Genomic DNA, 18,737 nt, shown 5'->3' with positions numbered 1-18,737 from the left:
CCTCAGAGCTCGAACGGCTCCGGCGGCGAGAGTGCTCACCTGCTGGCGGCTACGGCACCGAGTCTTCTACAACCCGGTAGCTCCCATTAGGCGGCAACCGGCCGCAGGGATGTACGCCTCCGCTCTGGACCACGGTGTGCCTACGACGCCGGGCCCGTGCGCCATCCTCATGACTGTCGGTGGTGGTCCGTAGAATCTTCCCGTGAGCGATTCAGACAAGTCCCAGCTGACCGAGACGGAGATCCGTACCCGGCACATCACGCCTGCCCTGAGTACCGCCGGTTGGCCCCTGACGTCGCTCCGCGAGGAGTACTACTACTTCTCGGCTGGACGCATCCAGGTAGTCGGCAAGAAGGGTGTGCGCAAGAAGCCCAAGAAGGTCGACTACCTGCTTGAGTGGCGTCCCAACCTCCCGATCGCCGTGGTCGAGGCCAAGGACAACAACCACGAGCCGGGCGACGGCATGCAGCAGGCCATTGAGTACGCCGAGCAGCTCGACGTGCCCTCGGTCTTTACCAGCAACGGTGACTCGTTCGTGTGGCACGACCGCACCGGCATCCGGCCAGAGATCGAGGTCGAGATCCCGCTGGAGCAGTTCCCCTCTCCCGAAGCCCTCTACCAGCTGTACAAGCAGTGGAAGGGCATCAAGGACGCCGACGAGCCGGTGATCGCAGGTCAGTTCCATGACGATGGGTCGGGACGCCGGCCGCGCTACTACCAGCGCATCGCGATCAACCGGACGCTCGAAGCGATCGCCAAGGGGCAGCGCCGGCTTTTGCTGGTCATGGCCACGGGGACGGGTAAGACCTACACCGCCGCGCAGATCATCTGGCGCTTCATGGAGTCCTTCCGGGCGATCAACCCGGACAAGGGCCAGGCCCGCGTGCTGTTTCTGGCCGACCGCAACATCCTGATCGACCAGACCATGATGAACGACTTCGCCATGTTCAAGGGGCGTATGGCCAAGCTCAGCGCCTCGCGCGGCACCATCTCCAAGGTGGCGAACGCCGACGACCCGGACGGCGGGGGCAGCAAGGTCGTTGACAAGAGCTTCGAGCTGTACCTCTCCCTGTACCAGGCGGTGACTGGCACCGAGGAGATCGACAACGTCTACAAGCAGTTCTCACCCGACTTCTTCGACCTGATCATTGTCGACGAGTGCCACCGTGGCAGTGCCCGGGAGGACAGCGCTTGGCGCGGCATCCTGGAGTACTTCGGCTCGGCCGTCCAGCTGGGCATGACGGCCACGCCTAAGGAGACCAAGACCGTCAGCAACAGCGACTACTTCGGTGACCCGCTCTACACCTACTCCCTGAAGCAGGGCATCGATGACGGCTTCCTGGCCCCGTACAAGGTCATCCGCACGGCGCTCGACGTCGACACCTTCGGCTGGCGGCCGGAGGAGGGACAAGTCGACGACTCGGGAACGCTGATCCCCGACCGGCACTACACCGGCGAGGACATCGACGACTCGATCGTCTTCCCAGAGCGCGACAAGCGGGTTGCCGAGCGCATCACTGAGTACCTGAAGAGTACGGACCGCTACGCCAAGACGATCGTCTTCTGCCAGGACATCCCGCACGCCAACCGCATGCGCCGGATACTGGCCAACCTCAACGCCGATGAGGTCCGCAAGGACTCCCGCTATGTCATGCAGATCACTGGCGACGACCAGCAGGGCAAGCAGGAACTCGACAACTTCATCGATCCTGAGATGCCCTACCCCGTGATCGCGACGACCAGCAAGCTGCTGGCGACCGGTGTGGACGCCCAGACCTGCAAGCTGATCGTGCTCAACAGCCGGGTCGAGAGCATGACCGACTTCAAGCAGATGATCGGGCGCGGCACCCGCGTGCGAACGGACTACGACAAATGGTTCTTCGTGATCATGGACTTCAAGAACGTCACCAAGCTGTTTGCCGACAAGGACTTCGACGGCGATCCGGTCAAGGTCTACGAGCTGCCGCCCGACGGCGATATGAACGATGCCGTCGAAGAGCTGGACGACGTCGACGAGACCGAGGGCGAAGACCAGGACGACGGCCCGGAGCAGTGGGTCGAACGGCCGGGAGCGCGCAACGTCCGTCGCAAGCGGATCGTAGTCAGCGGCCAGGCCGTGACGATCATCGGCGAACAGGTGCAGATGCTCGGGACCGACGGCAAGCCGCTCACCTCCAGCCTCAAGGAGTTCGTCCGCAGCGGCCTACTGGAGCGATACCCGACCGCAGACGACTTCGTGAACGCCTGGTCGGCCGCGGACCAGCGATCGGCTCTGCTCGACGAGCTGGTGGACGCCGGCATACCGCTGGAAGACCTGGTGGAACAGTCAGGCCTCGCGCTTGATCCATTCGACATGGCGCTCGATGTTGCCTACGAACGCCAGCCGATCGAGCGTCGGCAGCGGGCCGCAGCAGTCCACGCGAACGGCTACCTTGGCAAATACCAGGGCCAGATGCGCTCCGTGTTGGAGGCGCTGCTCGAAAAGTACGTCGAGTCCGGCGTGCGCTCGTTGGAGGACATCGGGGTGCTGCGGGTGGAGCCCTTCCGCTCGATGGGCGGCCCCATGGAGCTCATACGATCCTTCGGAACCCGCGAGACCTATTTCAAGGCCGTGCATGGCCTTGAGCAGCAGTTGTACCAGGAGGCGCAGTGATTTCGTCCACGCTCATCAAGTCCATCCAAGACGTCATGCGGCAAGACCAGGGTGTGGACGGCGATGCGCAGCGCCTCAGCCAGCTCGTCTGGATGATCTTCCTCAAGATCCTGGACGACACTGAGCAGGAGCTGGAGTTGATGACCGACGGCTACGTGCCGGCGATCCCAGCGCAGTACCAGTGGCGGGCCTGGGCTGGCGACGAAGAAGGCTTGACCGGTGAGGGCCTCAACGACTTCGTCAACAACGACCTCTTCCCGGCGCTGCGCAAGCTGAGTGGCGGTACCAACCCGCGGACCCTGATCGTGCGCGAGGCCTTCGAGGACTCGTACAACTATATGAAGAGTGGCACACTGCTCCGTCAGGTGATCAACAAGATCAACTCGATCGACTTCACGGTTCGAGCCGACCGGCACCAGTTCAACGACCTCTACGAGAAGCTGCTCAAGGACCTCCAGAGCGCCGGCAACGCCGGTGAGTACTACACGCCGAGGGCGCTGACGCAGTTCATCGTGGAGATGGTGCATCCCCAGCTTGGGGAAGTGGTGTTGGACCCGGCCTGCGGCACCGGAGGCTTCCTGGCCAACACCATCGACCACCTGCGGGGGCAGGTGAAGACGCCCGACGACGAAGCGCTTCTACAGGCCTCGCTGCGGGGCATCGAGAAGAAGCAGTTGCCGCACCTGCTCTGCCTCACCAACATGATCCTGCACGGGATCGACGCGCCGACCGCCATCCGCCGGGCCAATACCCTGACCCGCCCGCTCCGTGACTATGGTCCGGCCGACCGCGTAGACGTGATCGTCACCAACCCGCCCTTCGGTGGCGTCGAGGAGCCAGGGGTTGAGCAGAACTTCCCGCAGAAATTTCGTACTCGCGAGACGGCTGATCTCTTTCTTGTCCTTATTATGCGGCTGCTCAAGCCGGGAGGCCGGGCGGGGGTAGTGCTTCCGGACGGGACACTTTTTGGCGAGCGGGGAGTCAAGACTCGCGTCAAGGAACAACTGCTGGAAGAGTGCAATCTGCACACGATTGTCCGGCTGCCAAACTCGGTGTTTGCGCCCTACACGACAATCGCGACTAATCTCCTGTTCTTCACCAAGGGTGAGCCTACATCTGAGGTCTGGTACTACGAACACCGGCTGCCGCTTGGGGTTAAGGCGTACAACAAGACATCACCCATTCGTGTCGAAGAGTTTGACGATATTCGCGAGTGGTGGGGAAATCGTGTTGAGAACGACCATGCTTGGCGAGTCTCGATCGACGAGTTGAAGGATCGCGGGTACGATCTTAATATTCACCATCCCGCGAGTCGTATCACGGAGACGGTCCGCGCAGCCAGCGTGTTGACTGATCACCGAAGCGACCAACATCGTATTGATCATATCTCGGAGAGTCTCGGCAAGTTGCTACGCGAGACGGTCACTGGGGCTGATGAAAGTGATCAGCGCGTGGTGGCGGACAACCTGCCTGAGATCGCCAGAATTTCGGGCGGTGCAGACTATGCTTGGAAAGTTGTGGTCTCGGCCGCTTTGCGTGGACAGACAAGCCACACGGCTGGGTCCCCCTCAGGCCTTGTTGGCGAGGGCATTCCGATTGAGGAGAGCGGCCCCTGGGATCTGCCGGAAACGTGGAACTGGGTAAGCCTGGCTCATCTGTCGGAGAGCGTCCTCGGGAAGATGCTCGATAAGGCCAAGAATAAGGGAGAATATAGGCCCTACCTTCGGAATACTAATGTTCGCTGGTTCGGGTTCGATCTGGACGATCTCAAAGAGATGCGCTTCGAGGATCGTGAATTCGACCGGTATGGGCTGCTGCCGGGAGACGTGATCGTGTGCGAGGGGGGCGAACCGGGTCGAGCTGCTGTGTGGAAGCGCGACGACATCGACATGAGGATTCAGAAGGCCCTGCATCGTGTTCGGTGTAACCACCTACTGCGACCTGAGTGGCTTGTCTATGTGCTGCGTGGTTTCGCTGACGACGGAACGCTGAAGTCCTTTTTCACTGGGATCGGAATCAAGCACCTAACTGGGGCGTCCCTAAAGAAGATTCCCATCCCGCTTCCTCCCGTAGGCGAGCAGGATCAGATTCTAGCCATGCTTGAAACTGTGCAGGCGGGCGTCGCTGAGCTAAATGCCGCCCTCGACTCACAGACGCGATTGAATTAAGCGGAGGCTTTAGGGTCATTGAAGCACTGCGTGCCCGTCGCCCTGGGCAGTAAAGCCCAGGGCGACGGACGTTTTGCTCAGAGGGCGCTATGTCCCTCTTCTTGGAGGCCCGTTCAGCGTGTGTTGAGTGGTGTCTGCGCGGTGGTGCGTATGTCAGTGCATGGAGCGACGTGCGTATCCGAGTGATCTGCCCGACGAGCAATGGGCCTTGATCGAGCCGTTCGTGACGGAGTGGAAGCAGCGGCAGGTGGCCCGGTCGGTGACTGGGGACCCGGGGTCCTGTGACCTGCGGGAGGCGGTGAATGGGATCCTCTACCAGAACCGGACGGGTTGTCAGTGGCGGTACCTGCCGCACGATCTTCCGGCCTGGTCGGCGGTGTTCTACTACTTCCGGTTGTGGCGCGAGGACGGCCTCGACATCCGGATCCAGGTGGTCCTGCGCTGCCGGACACGCGAACGGGCAGGGCGGTTAGGGGACCCGTCGCTGCTGGTGATCGACACCCAGTCGGTCCGGGCGCCGGCCGGAGTCCCGAAGGCGACCACCGGGCTGGATGCGGGGAACAAGACGCCGGGCCGCAAGCGGGGCATCGCGGTCGACACGCTCGGCCTGGTCGTGGCCGCCGTCGTCCTGCCGGCCTCCGCGCACGACAACACCGCCGGAATCGCCCTGCTCGACCGGGCCGCGGAGGTGTGGGGGAACCGCTTAGAGAAGGTCCTGGTCATCCACGGCGTCCTGAACGACATCCGTGTCGAGGTCGTGCGCCGCAGCGAGGCGGACAAGGCCGCCGGTTTCGTCCCGCTGGCCAAACACTGGGCGGTGGAGAGGTCGCTGGGGGTCGTTGATGCTCTTCCGGCGGCTGGCCCGTGAGTACGACCACCGCTCGACACCGCTGCCTCGCGGATCCACTGGGCCTCGGTCGCCAGCATGCTCCGCCGCATCGCCTGCCGGCCGCAGCCCTGGCGGGACACCGCCCCCGCGTGAGCGACGACCTCCACCACCGCCTCCGCACCGCACGCGAGGATGCCGCCGCCCACCTCGAAAGCCTCCGCCAACAACTCGCCGACCTTACCGAGGCCCTGACCGCAGCTCCAGAGCGGCTCGTCGAACTTGCCACCGCCCGAAGGGTCCTGGACGAACTCGCCGGCACCGAGCCCGGACCCGCCGAGCCCGGCTCCGCCTACGAACACCTCCTCACCGCCTTCAACGACTACCCCGAAGTGCCGCTGCGCGCGCGAGAACTCCACGAGATCCTTGGCCTGCCCCTCGACGACTCGGCCATCAACGTCACCCGCAGCCGCCTGGGACGACTCGTCCGACAGGGCACCCTCATCCAACCCGGACGCGGCCTCTATCAAAGACGGACATAGCGACCTCTCACAGCTCTTTGTCCTTGCTTCGTACCGCCATACGCTGGTCCGTACGGAACGGGCTTGACGCCCGCCCCGAAGGTCACAAGAGATCAATTTTGGCAGTTACTGTCCGAAGCTATTGCGCAATGACTCACAGCATTGGGCATTCATTGGGCATCAGGCGCCAACATTGCGCATCGATTCGCGGATCCTAGAGTCACGTAGGGTCCGTGGATTCGTGCGCAGTGGATCCTGCGGGAACCCTCGGGTCCGTACTCGGTGAGAACTGAGCGTGGTGGTGAGGTGAGCGCTTGCAGCTGCTATCGCCGTTGGAGCTGCTCGCTGTCGGTAGCGGCGTGGAGGATCTCCTGGGCTTCGAGGAGGAACTCACGTCCGCGTTCGGTGGCGGCGAGGGGCCTGGCGGAGCGGTCGATGATCTGGAAGCCAACTGCCTTTTCGACGCTGATGACTCGTTGGCGGAGCGCGCTGTCGGTTCCGGCGCCGGCACTTCGGGCCGCGGCGGCGAAGCTGGGGTGGCCGGGGATCTGGGTGATGGCTCGCAGTCGGTTGAGGGCTTGCGAGTTCATGACTATTTTGCGCATGTCCTCGGACAGGGGGCGGCGAAGTTTCAGGTGTCCGACGGCGTTGTAGCACTGCCCTCCAGCGGGTCGGATCGTGATGCCCCAGGCTCTGGCCATCTTGGTGAGGTGGTAGTGGGTGACGTCGCTTTCGCGGGCGAGGTTGGCGATGTCGCGTTGGCGTTCGATGTATTCGTGGTGGAGCCATTCGCGGGTGATGTCAGGGCGGTCTGGGAGCCGTCGTGGCCGGGGACGGAGTGGGATGCCGCCTTGTCTGAGGAGTCGGCGGACTGTGTCGGGACTGCAAGACGCCAGCCTGGCGATGTGCGTGAGTTCCAGTTTCTGGTTCACGTATAGGTCGCGGAGTCGGTCCGGAGCGAGAATGCCTTCGCGGGTCTTGACCGTTCTCGCGGTGCGTGTGCTGAGGTGCTTGCCGATCACGTCGCTGGGGGTGGCTGCGCCGGTCTCCGTGAGATCGCAGTAGAGGCGGACGTGTTCTGTGGCCAGGCCGAGAGCATCAGCGGCCTCGTGGACGGTGCCGGACATTGCGAGCAGGTCGCGGAATTCGTCCGTGACGATGTCTGTGGGGGAGAGGCCGGGCCATTGGACGGCGGTGACCCAGGCGTCGGGTGGTTCCCAGGTGACGGGTTCGGTGATCTTGTGGTGGGTGAGGTTGTCCTCGGCCTGCTGGCGGAGGAACGAGCGGAGGGCCTGGGGTGCATGGAACCGGAACTGCGAGCAGTGCCATGCGAATCGGTAGGACGCTCCTTCGGGTGGGGGATGAACCTCGCCAGTCAGCAGCATCAGGAGATACGCACGCATGAGGAGGACGCGATGCTGCTGGCCGGGGTTCCAGCCCTGCTGTGCGCATAGCCGTGTATATGCGTCGAGATCGAGGGTGACCGTGGTGCTGGTGAAGGTGGCTCGCCGTCGGGCGTAGTCGATGGGAGAGCCGTGCTCGTCCAAGGCGCGGGCGAGCTGGGCCAGCGTGGATGCCAGTGGGGTCAGATCGTGATCGAGATAGAGGCGTCGTTCGATGCTGTCGCGATCGGTATTGATCTCCTGGTTGCCCAGAAGCGGGCCGACACGTTCGAAGTTCAGCTGGGGCGGCCCGCCGGGAAGCAGGAGGAAGCTGCTACAGCCGCGGCGGAACGTGCCCGCGCGGGGGGCTTTGTTGTTCGTGGGCCGTGGGAGCAGGCGCATCGTCCATCCGGGCCAGAGCATCGCGGGGATCATGGTCGCCCGGCGGGTGATGGCGTCGGCGGGGAGGTCCGGCCAGCGTGGTCGTGGGCTGGCACTGGCGTAACGAAGTCGGGCGTGCAGGGTGGCGCTGGAGTCGAGCTTGGCCAGCACGCGCCCGACCAGTCCGGGACCGCTCCAGGTCCATCGGTCGGCCATCGCGCCGATGTTGTTCTTCGAGGTCTTCAGCAGTGAGCGGTCGGCTTCGAGGATCCACTCGAAAAGTGCCTCGTGATCGGCATGGCCGGGGTGAAGGGCGACGCGGGCCAGTGCGGTGCCGACGGCGGCGTTGTGGGCGTCGTGTCCGACGTCCTCGCTGGTCAGTTGTGGTAGCTCTCCGCCGCATTCGGCCACCACGGTGTGTACGACTTCCGGTGCTCGGTCCGCGATGGTGTGTAGGCCACGCAGAATGCGCCAGGCCAGAGCGTAGAGCTGCTTGACCTCGGCCAGCGCGGTCGGCCTTGCGGCCGGTTCGCCGTTCAGCAGCGTGGCGATGTGCTGCTGGGCGCCCAGTACGAGTCCCGAGGCGGGCAGCGGGGCGGCCGGGGCCTGCGTGAGGTCGGCTCCGCAGGCCGCTCTGAGGCCGAGACTGCTGTGGGCTCGCGTGCAGGCGCCCGTTGCGCGGGGGCCGAGCCGTCTGGCCTTCCAGGGGTGCGGGGGCTGATTGCAGTCCGGACAGAAGTCCAGCAGCAGAGTGTGGTGGGTGGGACAAGCGAAAGCCCACGGGAGGCGCCAGAAGAGCGGCCCGCGGCCGGCGTTATCGCCCAGGCACCCAGGGCAGTAGCGGGCTCGGCTTCCGCTGAATCTCCAGGCCGGTGGTCTGGCCAGCTTGCGCCGGTCGGGCAGGATCGCCACTGCCAGTCCGTCATAAGGTTCGAGCGTCATGCTGGTGAGTGCCTGCCGTTCGACGCCGGTGGCCCTCTCCAAGGCGGCCGCTTCTTCGGCGGTGAGCCGTAGCGCGAGGTGTGACGTGCGGGCGCCGGGCAGTCCGACAGCATCAAGGAAGGCGCTGTTGGTGACGCGGAGGCGCCGGGCGTAGGCGCCGATCCAGCTTTCCAGGGCCTCGCCGGCCAGCGGCGTAACCACGAGGGGGATGCGGTCAGGTGTCCAGAGCGTCATGCCGGCCGTTTCAGGGCCGGTGAGCGCAGACCGGGTCGCGTGGTCAAAAGCCCTGCCTTGACCGCGGCATCGAGTTCCAGGCGGGCCTCCTCCGCCGCCGCGTCGTTCTTGACCCCGTTCATCAGCTCTTCATCAAGGCGCTCGTGACCGCGGCGGATCGCCCGCAGACACCCGCGGTTGATCAGCGACATCAACGAGGCGAAGTGCCCGGTCGAGCGGGCATAGAGGTAGTCCGAGAGGTCCTCGGCCAGCATGCCGGGAAACTTCTCCGCGAGGACCAGTTGCTGTTCGATCGTCTTCAGCAGCGTCCTCCACTCCAGACGGCCCTGCTCGCTTTCGACATCGAAAGGCCGCAGGGTCAGCGGGGTGGTGCGTCGCCCGAACTGGGCGAAGAGAGAGTCTCCGTGGCCCATGCCTTCCTTGAGGATGCCGCGGTGCTGGACTCCGACACCCACATAGATCAAGGTGACCGGGAAGACGTTCGACAGATACTTCAACTGGTTCGCCATCCTGGACGAGTTGGTTCTCGAACCCGCCAGGAAGTGGACATCATCCACGATGATCGCGGTGGTCTTCATGCTCAGCACCGCATCGACGGCCCGCTCGGCCAGAGTGTCGGCGTCCCCGGTGACCGGCAGGCCGTAGAAGCGGCAGATCGAGGCATTCAGCCCGCGGACCTGCGTGTTGCCGCTCAAAGCGATGTAGATCACCGGGACCCTGCGGTCTCCGCTGGGCGTGGTCTCCCCTCGCAGGGCGACCTGTTTGCGGTAGAGGCCGCAACCGTAAGCCCGCACTGCCGTACTCTTCCCCAGCCCCGGATACGCATCCACCAGCGCGGCCGGCTTGGTCTTGTCGCCGTCGTGCCGGTTCGACTCCACGATCTCCGCAAGCTCATCGTGCAGCGCGAGGAGTTGGGGCGTGTCGATCGGACCGATGTTGGCGTGCCAGACCTCCCGGCCGTCGTTGTGCACCAACAGATCCCGCGGCGAGAGGCTGGCGAGCTGGGCCCGGGTGAGCTGCTTGGGCTTGACGCGGTCCGGGCCGTTGACCTCCTGCAGCCAGCCCGCAAGCCGGGTGGGCGAGTACTGGCGGTCATCGCCCTCGAACGGCGCGAGGCCCCCGGCCGTACTCAACGGCTCTCCCAGACATCCGCGTAGTACTCATCCTCATCGACCAGGCCCGCGATCTCCTCATCTGCCGGGGCTGCCTCGCACTCCTCGTCCTCGTCGTCGTCCCCGCCCAGGTCCTCATCCGCAGGCGCGACCACCTGCAAATCCGGTGCCGACTCCGAGCCCGCTCCCGCGTCCGGCGAACCGAGCGCTGCCAGACGGCGCACGGAGGGAAGCTCGGCGATCTCGTCGACCTCGGGATCGCCTTCGCCGACCAGCCGCAGACGGTCCTGCGACAAGCGCACCGCCATGCGCCGCTCCGTCCGGTCCTCCGTCAGCCCAGCACCCCAGCGTTCCAGCAACTCGATCAGGGCGCGCTTGGTGTCCGGGAAACGATGCGTCTTGGCCGCGAGCCGGCGTGCGTACTTCAACGCTTCCAGGCTGGCCGGCCCGTTCAGGGCCGGGGCATGCTCTCAGTCCAGGGTGTGCCACAGGTGTGGCTGCTTCGGATCCTGGAAGTAGATCTTCCTGATGTCGGCGCGATCCACGGCGACAGGCCATTTGCCGGCGTGCTCGCCGCGGTGCGGGCTGACCTGGTTGCGGTAGTCGTCGAGCCCGTCACCGTTGTAGCGGAGCCCGTTGATCTCCACCCCGTAGTGGTGGATGGGGCACCACTCCTCTTCCAGGAACTCGAACGCGAGGCCCGGCCTGGACGGGATGCGCAAGGGCCCCGCCCGGTTCACGCCGTGCTCGAACATCTCCAACGGGCTCAGCTTCAGTCCGGGGACCTCCGGGACTGTCAGCCCCCGGTGGTGCCGCCTGTGATAGATCAAAGTGATCCATTCGCGGATGATCATCTCAAGCTCGTCCAGGAAGAAGTACGCCTCGTCCTCGACTTTCTCGCCCCGGCTGTGCACGTCCGGCCCCTTGTAGCCCGGCAGAGCCGCCAACAGCCCCTGGTTCAACGTCTTGAACCACCGTTCCACCGGCTTGTCGGTCGGCGTATAGGGACGCGCCGGCTGCAGCGAGATCTCCAGCTTCGCGCAGACGCTCGCGATGTGGTTCGAGACATAGATCTTGCCGTGGTCGTAGATGATCGTCTCCGCGGCAACAGGCGGCAGCAGCGGCTGCCCGTCCGCGTCCACCAGCTTCTCCGCGTCGAACACCACGGTGGAGGGAACCCCGCAGTACGGAAATGGCTCACCCGTGCCGGTAGACACTTCCCGCGGACGAACCGTCTCGAACAAGACGCCGGCCACGTCGGTCGACTTCGTCGACACCGGCGTCAGCCGCAGCCCTGTGATCACCTTGCTGTAGAGGTCCATCGCGACCGTGAGCTCGCACTGCACCCACCGACACGTCACCGGCTCCATCGCGAAGACATCCAGACTGTTGGTGTCCAACACGACGTACTCACCCGGCCGCGTCGCCCGCAGCCTGCCGAAGACCCCCTGCGGACGGTTCGCAATCGACCGCTTCCCCTTCGTACTGCCATCGAACGCGTTCGTCCCCCGGCCGAGCTCCTTCAGCAGCGCGTACCCTTTCGTCTGCTTCGGAATACTCACCACACCGGGGCCGTACTCCTTGACCACACGCTCCTCGATCTCCAGCAGCACCAGACCACGAACCGGGCGGCTGGACTTCTCAAGGCTCTTGATCACCGAGCGGGCTGTCTCCAACCAGCGCGGATCCACGCGGTCCAGCACGCTCGTGGGCTCGCGCTTGCTCACCAGGCCCGCTGGCCCCGACTCCTCCACCAGTGCCACCCACCGGCGCACCGTGGTCACGCTGACGCCGAGCTCCGCGGCCTTCGCCTTGTACCGATGCATCAAGGGCACTCCCGGCGCGTAGTCAGGCCGCGGTTCACCCTCCAACGCCATCTCAGCAGAGCCCAACTGGTAGCTGGACCGCACTTCCTGGACGTGCCGGAACCGGGTGGTGAGCGCGTCGTCCTCCGCGGTGCTGAGCTCGCCCAGCGTCGTTGCGACCGTCGGCTGTGCAGGCGGAGTTTCCACCAGGAGCTCGGTGGAGGGATGGGCCATCAGTACCGACAGATCGATCTGCCGCCACGTGGGACGGCCGTCCGCCGAGATCTGCTGCAGGAGAATACGGCGGCCTTCGATCTCCGCGATGGTGAACTGCTCGCCGTCGTAGGTCAGCGGCAGGCCTGTCCGAAGCGGTGTAGTCCAGGTGTTCACGCGGACCTCCGCAGGACCCAGTCGCCACTGAGCGGACGGGACAGATCGGTGGTCAGCCGTCCTGACCACACCAGAGCGAGCAGTGGTGGCCGTGCCTCGTAGTCGGGCCGCCCGGCGGCCAGGCGGCGCTCAGCGTCCGCGAGCTGGTCCCCGTCCCGGACCGTCTGCCAGGCCCGCTCGATGTCGGCCTCGGGGACCACCCCGGGTCGGCGGTATGCCGCCAGGAAGCGGACGTTCTCCAAGAGCACACGATCCGCCCCGGACCAGATCTCGTACTCCCAGCCATGCCGCTCGATCAATTCCCCTGGCCAGGCCAGAGCTTCCACGATCTTCGGATCGGCAAGCCGATCAGCTGGTTTGACGTTGACCACGCGTACCGTCCCCAACGCCGTGACTAGCAGAAAATCTGGAACATGGCGACGAACGCGATCTCCGACCCGGGCCGTCAGATGACACGGCTGGGCGTAGATTCCACGTACCGCAGGATCCATGTCGGCGAGGAGCAGCCGTGCTAACTCCAGCCGGCTCTCGTAGACGACGGGCCCAGCCATCGTCGCCGACGCGTATCGCCCCGAGTGGTGCGTCTGGCCGTGTACGGAGCGAAAACTCCGCCACGGCACCGACCAGGTAAAGTCCGCCAGCCGCAGATCCGAGAAACGGACCTTGCACACCGACGCGTCGTCATACCGGATCGACGCCATGGCCGGCGCGCTCTTCTTGCCGGACCGCACTGGACTCTGAACAACCATAGGAGCGACCGTAGTTACTGACCGCAGTCAGTGCCCACGGAACGGCGAAAGTGCCCAATCGCTGTCTATTTCACGTGGATAGTGTCCATCAAAATGCGGAACCTACACCGCAACGGAGCCCCTCAGGACCCGGCGAGCAGGTCCCGCAGCAGGGTGACGGTGTCGGAGTCGAGGTCGCGGCCGGTGCGGCGGCTGAGGGCGTCCAGCCGGTTGACGGCGCGCAGGAGCTGGTCGCGTGCGCCGGCCGAGGCGTAGGCGTAGAACAGGTCCCGGTGCAGGAGTTCGACGTCCGGGGCCACCGCGAGGCCGCGGAAGACGGCTGCCTCGGCGCTGCGGTGGTCGCCGTACTGCAGGCGGCGAGCGGCCAGTTCATGGGCGGTGTCGACGATCGCCGCGATCATGTCCTGGCGCTCGGCCTCGGCCCAGCCGTACGAGGCGGGCGGGGCCTCGGCGAACGGGGCGCCGCGGACCAGGGCGAGCGCGTGGGCCAGGGCGGCGTCGGCGGTGGCGCTGGTGCTGCGCATGCCGCGCCGGTAGAGGCTGCGGAACTCGTCCCAGTCGCAGGTGACCGCCGGGGTGAACGAGTAGCCCTCGGTGGTGTCGGTGGGCAGGAAGGCGCGGCCCTCGGGCGAGATGCCGAACCAGGCGGACAGGTCGGCGAGTTTGCCCGGCAGCGGGCTCTTGGCGTCGGCCGCGGTGGGGTGCGGGTCGAGGTGTGCGGCGCCGGGGTGCAGGTCGTGGTCGAGGGCGTGGTGGTCGGAGCCGGGGCGCAGCGCGAGGTAGACGGCGAGCTCGGTGAGCCGGGGCAGCGCGCCGGTTTCGGCGGTGCCGAGGACGCCCGCGACGTCCACCGGGCCGAGCAGCCGGATCCGGGGCGCGTTGCGGGCGGCGTGCGCCTCCGGGGACCGGAGGATGGCGAGCAGGTCGTCGCTGTCGCTGCGACCGAGTGCGGTCCGGGCGACGGGGGCGACGGCGGCGGCAGCGGAGCCGGGCTCGGAGGCGGATCCGGAGGCGGGACCGGGCTCCACCCCGGGCTCGGCGGCGCCGGCTTCGGCGTCCTCGGTCTCCACCGCCTCGGCCTCGGCCTCGGCCTCGGTTTCGGACACGGTTGCGGTTGCGGCTGCGGCTCCGGGTCCCGCCTCGACAGTCGGCTGCGGCTCCTCGACGGGCTCCGGGGTGACCGGACGCGGCACGACCGGCTGGACGGCGAGCACGGCCGTCGGAGCGGCCTCCGCCGGGGCGTCCACCGCCTCGGCAACCACCTCGCCAGTCGCGTCCTCGCCGACCCCGGCAGCGGTCCCCTCCGGCTCCTCGGCCTCCGGCGCTCCCGGCCGCCGCAGGTCCCGGGTGGCCTCGTCGCCCGCCGCCTGCCGTCCCTGGCCGTTGACCGCGAAACGCGCCGGACCGGCCGGAACCGAAGCCGGACCAGTCGGCGCCGGGGCGGGCGTCACCGGGTCCGTGCCCGCGAACGGGCTGGCCCCGGTGCCGATGGCCCGGGCGAGCAGCCGCGGGCCGGCGGCCGTGTCCGCACCGCTCTCCGGCGCACCGCTCTCCGCCGCACCGCCGGAGGCCCCGACGGCGACCAGTACCGGTACGGCGGCGGGCAGTTCGGTGGTGTCGGTGTCCTCCGGCCCGTCCAGGGTCCAGGCCGGGGCGGGGTGCTGGGTGGTGTCGTCGGCGGCCCGGAGCAGCTCGGCGACCTGGTCGTACTGCCGCGCGCTGAGCCGCTGCAGCTCGACGGTGAGGTGCAGGCCGGGGATGGCGGCCTGGCCGGTGGTCGGGAGGGTCCAGCGGGCGACCGGGCCGGTTCCGCGCTCGGGGGCGAGGGTGATGACGGCGACGCAGGTGCGCGGACGGCCGTCGAGCAGCCGGCCGAGCTCGGCGGGGATCCCGCCGCCGGGCTGCTGGGCGCAGAGCACGATCTCGGGGATCCACGACTCGTCGGCCTGGCCCCGGCTGCGGGCGTCGCGCGGGCTGGCGGCCTCGGCGGCGACCAGGGTGGCGCGGGCCTTGGCGGTGCGCGGGCCGAGGGCGGCGAGCGCGGCCTCCAGGGTGGTGTGGCGGTGCACGCGTTCGGCGGCCGGGCCGCTGATCGGCACCTCCTCGGCGAGGTCGACCAGGTGCAGGTGGAGCCGGTCGGCGAGCGGGCTGTGGGCGAGTTCGATGGCGAGGGTGCGCAGCACGTCGCGGGCGTCGTCCGGGTGGCCGGAGAGGTGGAGCAACCGGACGGCCTCCAGGTCGGCGAGGACCACCGAGCCGTCGGGCGAGGTACCGAGGGTGACCAGCGCGGGGTACGGCGCGGCGGTCTTGCGGGCCTGGGCGGCGCTGAGCATGTCGCCGGACTCGGCGCTGCACCACCAGACGTTGGCGGCGTGCGCGGCGCGGAACGGCGCGATCGGGGTGGCCGGTCCGGACAGGTGCAGCTCGACGGTGTGGCCGGGGGTGATCCGGGCGGCGACGATGGCGGGCAGGCGTTTGCCGCCGCGCACGGTGTTGCGGGCCAGGGTGCGCAGGGCGCGGTCCAGCAGTTCGAGCCCGGCCTGGTCCTGCCGGGCCATCAGCTCGTTCTCGAAGGCGGCGGCCTCGGCGGCGGGCATCGCGATGCGGTGCCGGGGGCGGCGGGCGCGCTGCTGGGTGCCGCGCTTGTGGGCGACGGTGCCGACCATGATGGCGGCAAGCAGGATGCCGACGGTGGAGGCCGTGAGGGCGACGGTGTAGTCGTCGTTGGTAGCCGGGTCGGCGTGCGCGGCGGGCGCGGGCGCCGGGGTGGGCGCGTGCGTCGGCGCCGGCGCCGGCTGCGGCGCGCCCTGCGACGGCGCGGGAGCCGGTGCAGGGGCCGGAGCGGGCGCTGGGGCCGGAGCGGGCGCGGGCACCGGAGCGGGCGCAGGGGCCGGAGCGGGCGCGGGCGTGGCGGCCGCTCCCGGCACCGTGAGCACCATCCCCGGCACCACCACGTCCGGGTTGGTCAGCTGCTCCCCGTCCGGTGCCTGCACCCCCTTGTTGGCCTCGAACAGCTTCGGCCACTCCTCCCCGTCCCCCAGCTCCCGCTGGGCGATGGCCGACAGGCTGTCCCCGGCCTGCACGGTGACGGTCCGCTGCCCGCCCGTGCCCGCGCCCGGCTCCGTCCCGGCCTGCGGCGAGGTCCCCTGTGGCGAGGTTCCCTGCGGAGTCCCCTGCGCCGTGTCGCCCGAGGGCGCGGGCGCCGGAGCGGGCGCGGGTGCCGGCGTCGGGCTCTTCGCCTCGTCCGGCTTGGCGTCCGCCGGCATCAGCAGTTCCCAGCCGGGCTGGATCGGCCGGTCGGCGTCGAAGCGGATGCCCGAATCGTCCATCACCCGCCCGTCGTTGAGCTTGGCGATCTCCATCCACCGTTCACCCGAGCCCAGTTGTCGCTCGGCGATGGACCACAGGCTGTCGGCGGGCCGGCTGTCCCGCACGGTGTACGTGGGCTGCTGCTCGGCGGCGGGTGTCAGGGCGGGCGCGGACTGCGCGGCGGGCAGGGCGGCGCGCTGCACGCCCGGGGTCAACTGGGCCTGGACGGCCGGGGTGTGGGTCAGTTCGGGCACGGCCGCGAAGGCCGAGCCGGCCACCGGCAGCAGGGCGAGCACCGAGCCGACCAGCCCGGCCGCGATCCGCTGGCTCCAGCCGAAGGCCGGGATCCGGCGGGCGATCCGGCCGCGCAGCTGGGCGGGGATCTCCAGCAGGACGGAGAGCGCGAAGCACCCCCAGGCGAGCCAGCCGACCCCCACCAGCGCCCACAGGAACAGCCGTCCGTCGTCCGGGCTGGTGAGCGCCTCGCCCACGCCGCCCGGCGCGACGTCACCCATCCCGGCGACCGCGTGGGTGCCGTACAGCAGCAGCGCGGGGACGCCGACCAGCAGGACGAGCAGGGTGACCAGCGCGGCGAGCGCGGTGATCAGGGCGCCGCCGCGGCCGCCGCCGCGCGGCGGTCGGGGCGTCGGCGCGCCGGGCCGTCGCGTGCCCCCGCCGCCTCTGTGCGTGGCTCCGGTATGCGTGGCTCCGGCCCGGCCGGTACGGGCCTGGGCGGTTCGGGCCTGGTCCTTGGCACGTGGCGCGGCCATCAGTCGGTCTCCGCTTTCTCGACTCCGTGGACGAGGGTCGCACTGCCCTTGCCCGTTACCTTCCGCTCCCCGAGGGCGCCCAGCAGGACGGGCCGGTAGTCGGCCTGCACGGTGACGGTGACGACCTTGCCGTCACCGGAGAACTCGATGCCGCCGGCCTTCAGGCCGTACAGGCCGAGGTAGGCGTCGGCGGCGTCCCGGACGTACTTCTCCTCGACCTTGAAGCCCGCCCCCTGCAGCACGGCGGCCTGGTCGAGCTGCTGTCCGCCGACCCGCGCGGCCTCCTGGGCGTAGGCGTCGGTGCGCTCGGCGACCCGCAGTCGGCCGCCCGCGTCGATCACCAGGGCGATGACGAGGACGACGTAGGCCGCGCAGATGGCGACGAAGAGGGCCACCGCGCCCCGGTCGGACCGGCGCGCCCGCGCCCGTCGCCGCAGACGGCTCACCACCCGCATCCCCTCCCCCCAATCCGCACGCTGTTCTCCCCACCGGCCCCACCGGGCGCCACTCGGTACCGTTGCGTCATCCCCCGAGCGCTCTCCGCTTGCGTCTCCCCCGCGGGGGCCGCCTCCAATCCCCCGTTTTCGCCGTGGCGGCGGCGCGCGTCGTCATGTGCCCCGGTAGCGGTCCACCACCGAGGTGAACTCGCCGACGAGGTGTTTCGTCACGGGCACTCCGGACGGCCCACCGAGCAGGTCGGCCAGTTCGACGTCGCAGACCACCGTGACCTTGACGGTCGTGACCGGACCGCCCGGCAGGTCCAGCTCACCCTTGACCACGTGGACGTCGCCGTTCCGGCAGGACACACCCTGCTGGCGCAGCGACGCGAAGGCGGAGTCCCTGGCCGGCTGGTCCATCCCGTCCACGCTGCGCTGCAGCGAGGCGGTCCGGGCGCCGGCGCGGGCGGCGGCCTCGACGCTGCCGGCCGTGGTCTGCACCCGTCCGGCGGCGATGGCCACCAGGACCAGGCCGACCACGGGCGGCACAACGATCGCCGCCTCGATCGCGACCCCGCCGCGGTCCCGCCGCCGGGGGCGCCACCGGCGCAGGCGTGAACCGGGCGGGCGCGCACCGGGCAGCCTCGGTCTCACGGCTTCACCACCGGCGGTACGAAGCGCTCGCGCGGCGCCTCGGCGAACTGCGTGACGCTGGGCGCCGAGAGCCCGGGTATCAGCAGCGGCGGCGTCAGTTCCACGGTGACCCGGATGGTCTCGGGCGTGCTGCCGTCGGTCCGCACCGTGTAGTCGTGCGCGCCCTGCCGGTCGAGGAAGTCCCGGGCCTGCCGGCGCGCCGCATCGTTCTTCACCTCGTCCGTCGCGTTCCCCTGTGCCCGCCCGGCGTCCACGCCCTCGCGGGCGGCGCTGAGCGCGACCTGCCGGTCGTACCACCACAGTGCGGCCTGGACGACGAGTAGCAGGAGCAGCAGGACGACCGGGAAGACGATGGCGAGACTGACGCTCATCGACCCCCGGTCGGCTCCGCGGCGGAGAGGACG

Annotated in this window: 13 protein-coding genes; 4 read left to right on the top strand and 9 right to left on the bottom strand. The window is 68.3% G+C overall.

Annotation, left to right across the window (positions count from 1 at the left end):
• The first annotated feature begins 202 nt into the window (after positions 1-202).
• The 4 genes from hsdR to ACZ51D_RS13550 all read left to right on the top strand — a co-directional run bounded on the left by hsdR (position 203) and on the right by ACZ51D_RS13550 (position 6,189).
• A complete protein-coding gene (gene hsdR, locus ACZ51D_RS13565; RefSeq protein WP_465662344.1) occupies positions 203-2,653 on the top strand; it encodes an EcoAI/FtnUII family type I restriction enzme subunit R in 2,451 nt (816 codons plus the stop codon).
• Positions 2,650-4,821: an N-6 DNA methylase gene (locus ACZ51D_RS13560; RefSeq protein WP_465662342.1), complete on the top strand. Its 2,172-nt coding sequence runs from the start codon at positions 2,650-2,652 to the stop codon at positions 4,819-4,821. Before hsdR ends, ACZ51D_RS13560 begins: the two co-directional genes overlap by 4 nt.
• Positions 4,822-4,981: 160 nt before the next feature.
• On the top strand, positions 4,982-5,689 hold the full coding sequence (locus ACZ51D_RS13555) for an IS5 family transposase (protein ID WP_465662340.1): 708 nt from the start codon (positions 4,982-4,984) through the stop codon (positions 5,687-5,689).
• A gap of 110 nt (positions 5,690-5,799) precedes the next feature.
• A complete protein-coding gene (locus ACZ51D_RS13550) occupies positions 5,800-6,189 on the top strand; it encodes a hypothetical protein (RefSeq protein WP_465662339.1) in 390 nt (129 codons plus the stop codon).
• Between the two features lie 302 nt (positions 6,190-6,491).
• Here ACZ51D_RS13550 and ACZ51D_RS13545 read toward each other — a convergent pair whose 3' ends face one another.
• From ACZ51D_RS13545 to ACZ51D_RS13505, 9 genes are all read right to left on the bottom strand, one after another.
• Positions 6,492-9,107 (bottom strand): TniQ family protein, encoded by a 2,616-nt coding sequence (locus ACZ51D_RS13545; protein WP_465662337.1) that lies wholly within the window; start codon positions 9,105-9,107, stop codon positions 6,492-6,494.
• Positions 9,104-10,240: an AAA family ATPase gene (locus ACZ51D_RS13540; protein ID WP_465662336.1), complete on the bottom strand. Its 1,137-nt coding sequence runs from the start codon at positions 10,238-10,240 to the stop codon at positions 9,104-9,106. Before ACZ51D_RS13540 ends, ACZ51D_RS13545 begins: the two co-directional genes overlap by 4 nt.
• On the bottom strand, positions 10,237-10,647 hold the full coding sequence (locus ACZ51D_RS13535) for a hypothetical protein (protein ID WP_465662334.1): 411 nt from the start codon (positions 10,645-10,647) through the stop codon (positions 10,237-10,239). Before ACZ51D_RS13535 ends, ACZ51D_RS13540 begins: the two co-directional genes overlap by 4 nt.
• A 42-nt stretch (positions 10,648-10,689) precedes the next feature.
• Positions 10,690-12,414, bottom strand: coding sequence for a transposase family protein (locus ACZ51D_RS13530; protein WP_465662332.1), 1,725 nt, complete (start codon positions 12,412-12,414; stop codon positions 10,690-10,692).
• Positions 12,411-13,163: a TnsA-like heteromeric transposase endonuclease subunit gene (locus tag ACZ51D_RS13525; RefSeq protein WP_465662331.1), complete on the bottom strand. Its 753-nt coding sequence runs from the start codon at positions 13,161-13,163 to the stop codon at positions 12,411-12,413. The genes ACZ51D_RS13530 and ACZ51D_RS13525 overlap by 4 nt, the downstream gene beginning before the upstream one ends.
• Before the next feature lie 122 nt (positions 13,164-13,285).
• Positions 13,286-17,242: a LysM peptidoglycan-binding domain-containing protein gene (locus tag ACZ51D_RS13520; RefSeq protein ID WP_465662330.1), complete on the bottom strand. Its 3,957-nt coding sequence runs from the start codon at positions 17,240-17,242 to the stop codon at positions 13,286-13,288.
• Entirely contained in the window at positions 17,242-17,688 is a 447-nt protein-coding gene (locus tag ACZ51D_RS13515; protein ID WP_360489913.1) for a hypothetical protein, read from the bottom strand. Before ACZ51D_RS13515 ends, ACZ51D_RS13520 begins: the two co-directional genes overlap by 1 nt.
• A 162-nt stretch (positions 17,689-17,850) precedes the next feature.
• On the bottom strand, positions 17,851-18,333 hold the full coding sequence (locus ACZ51D_RS13510; RefSeq protein WP_465662328.1) for a TadE/TadG family type IV pilus assembly protein: 483 nt from the start codon (positions 18,331-18,333) through the stop codon (positions 17,851-17,853).
• On the bottom strand, positions 18,330-18,704 hold the full coding sequence (locus tag ACZ51D_RS13505) for a TadE/TadG family type IV pilus assembly protein (protein WP_465662327.1): 375 nt from the start codon (positions 18,702-18,704) through the stop codon (positions 18,330-18,332). The genes ACZ51D_RS13510 and ACZ51D_RS13505 overlap by 4 nt, the downstream gene beginning before the upstream one ends.
• Positions 18,705-18,737: the final 33 nt, after the last annotated feature.

It is taken from the genome of Kitasatospora sp. NPDC033851 (assembly GCF_055576085.1).
The sequence above is the reverse complement of the archived record's forward strand: the minus strand, read 5'-3'. Positions and strand labels throughout refer to the sequence as shown.

Bases quoted from the DNA above. Each gene is read 5' to 3' on its own strand.
- ACZ51D_RS13555 (WP_465662340.1), top strand. From the start codon at position 4,982: ATGGAGCGACGTGCGTATCCGAGTGATCTGCCCGACGAGCAATGGGCC.
- ACZ51D_RS13545 (WP_465662337.1), bottom strand. From the start codon at position 9,107: ATGACGCTCTGGACACCTGACCGCATCCCCCTCGTGGTTACGCCGCTG.
- ACZ51D_RS13525 (WP_465662331.1), bottom strand. From the start codon at position 13,163: ATGGTTGTTCAGAGTCCAGTGCGGTCCGGCAAGAAGAGCGCGCCGGCC.
- ACZ51D_RS13520 (WP_465662330.1), bottom strand. From the start codon at position 17,242: ATGGCCGCGCCACGTGCCAAGGACCAGGCCCGAACCGCCCAGGCCCGT.
- ACZ51D_RS13505 (WP_465662327.1), bottom strand. From the start codon at position 18,704: ATGAGCGTCAGTCTCGCCATCGTCTTCCCGGTCGTCCTGCTGCTCCTG.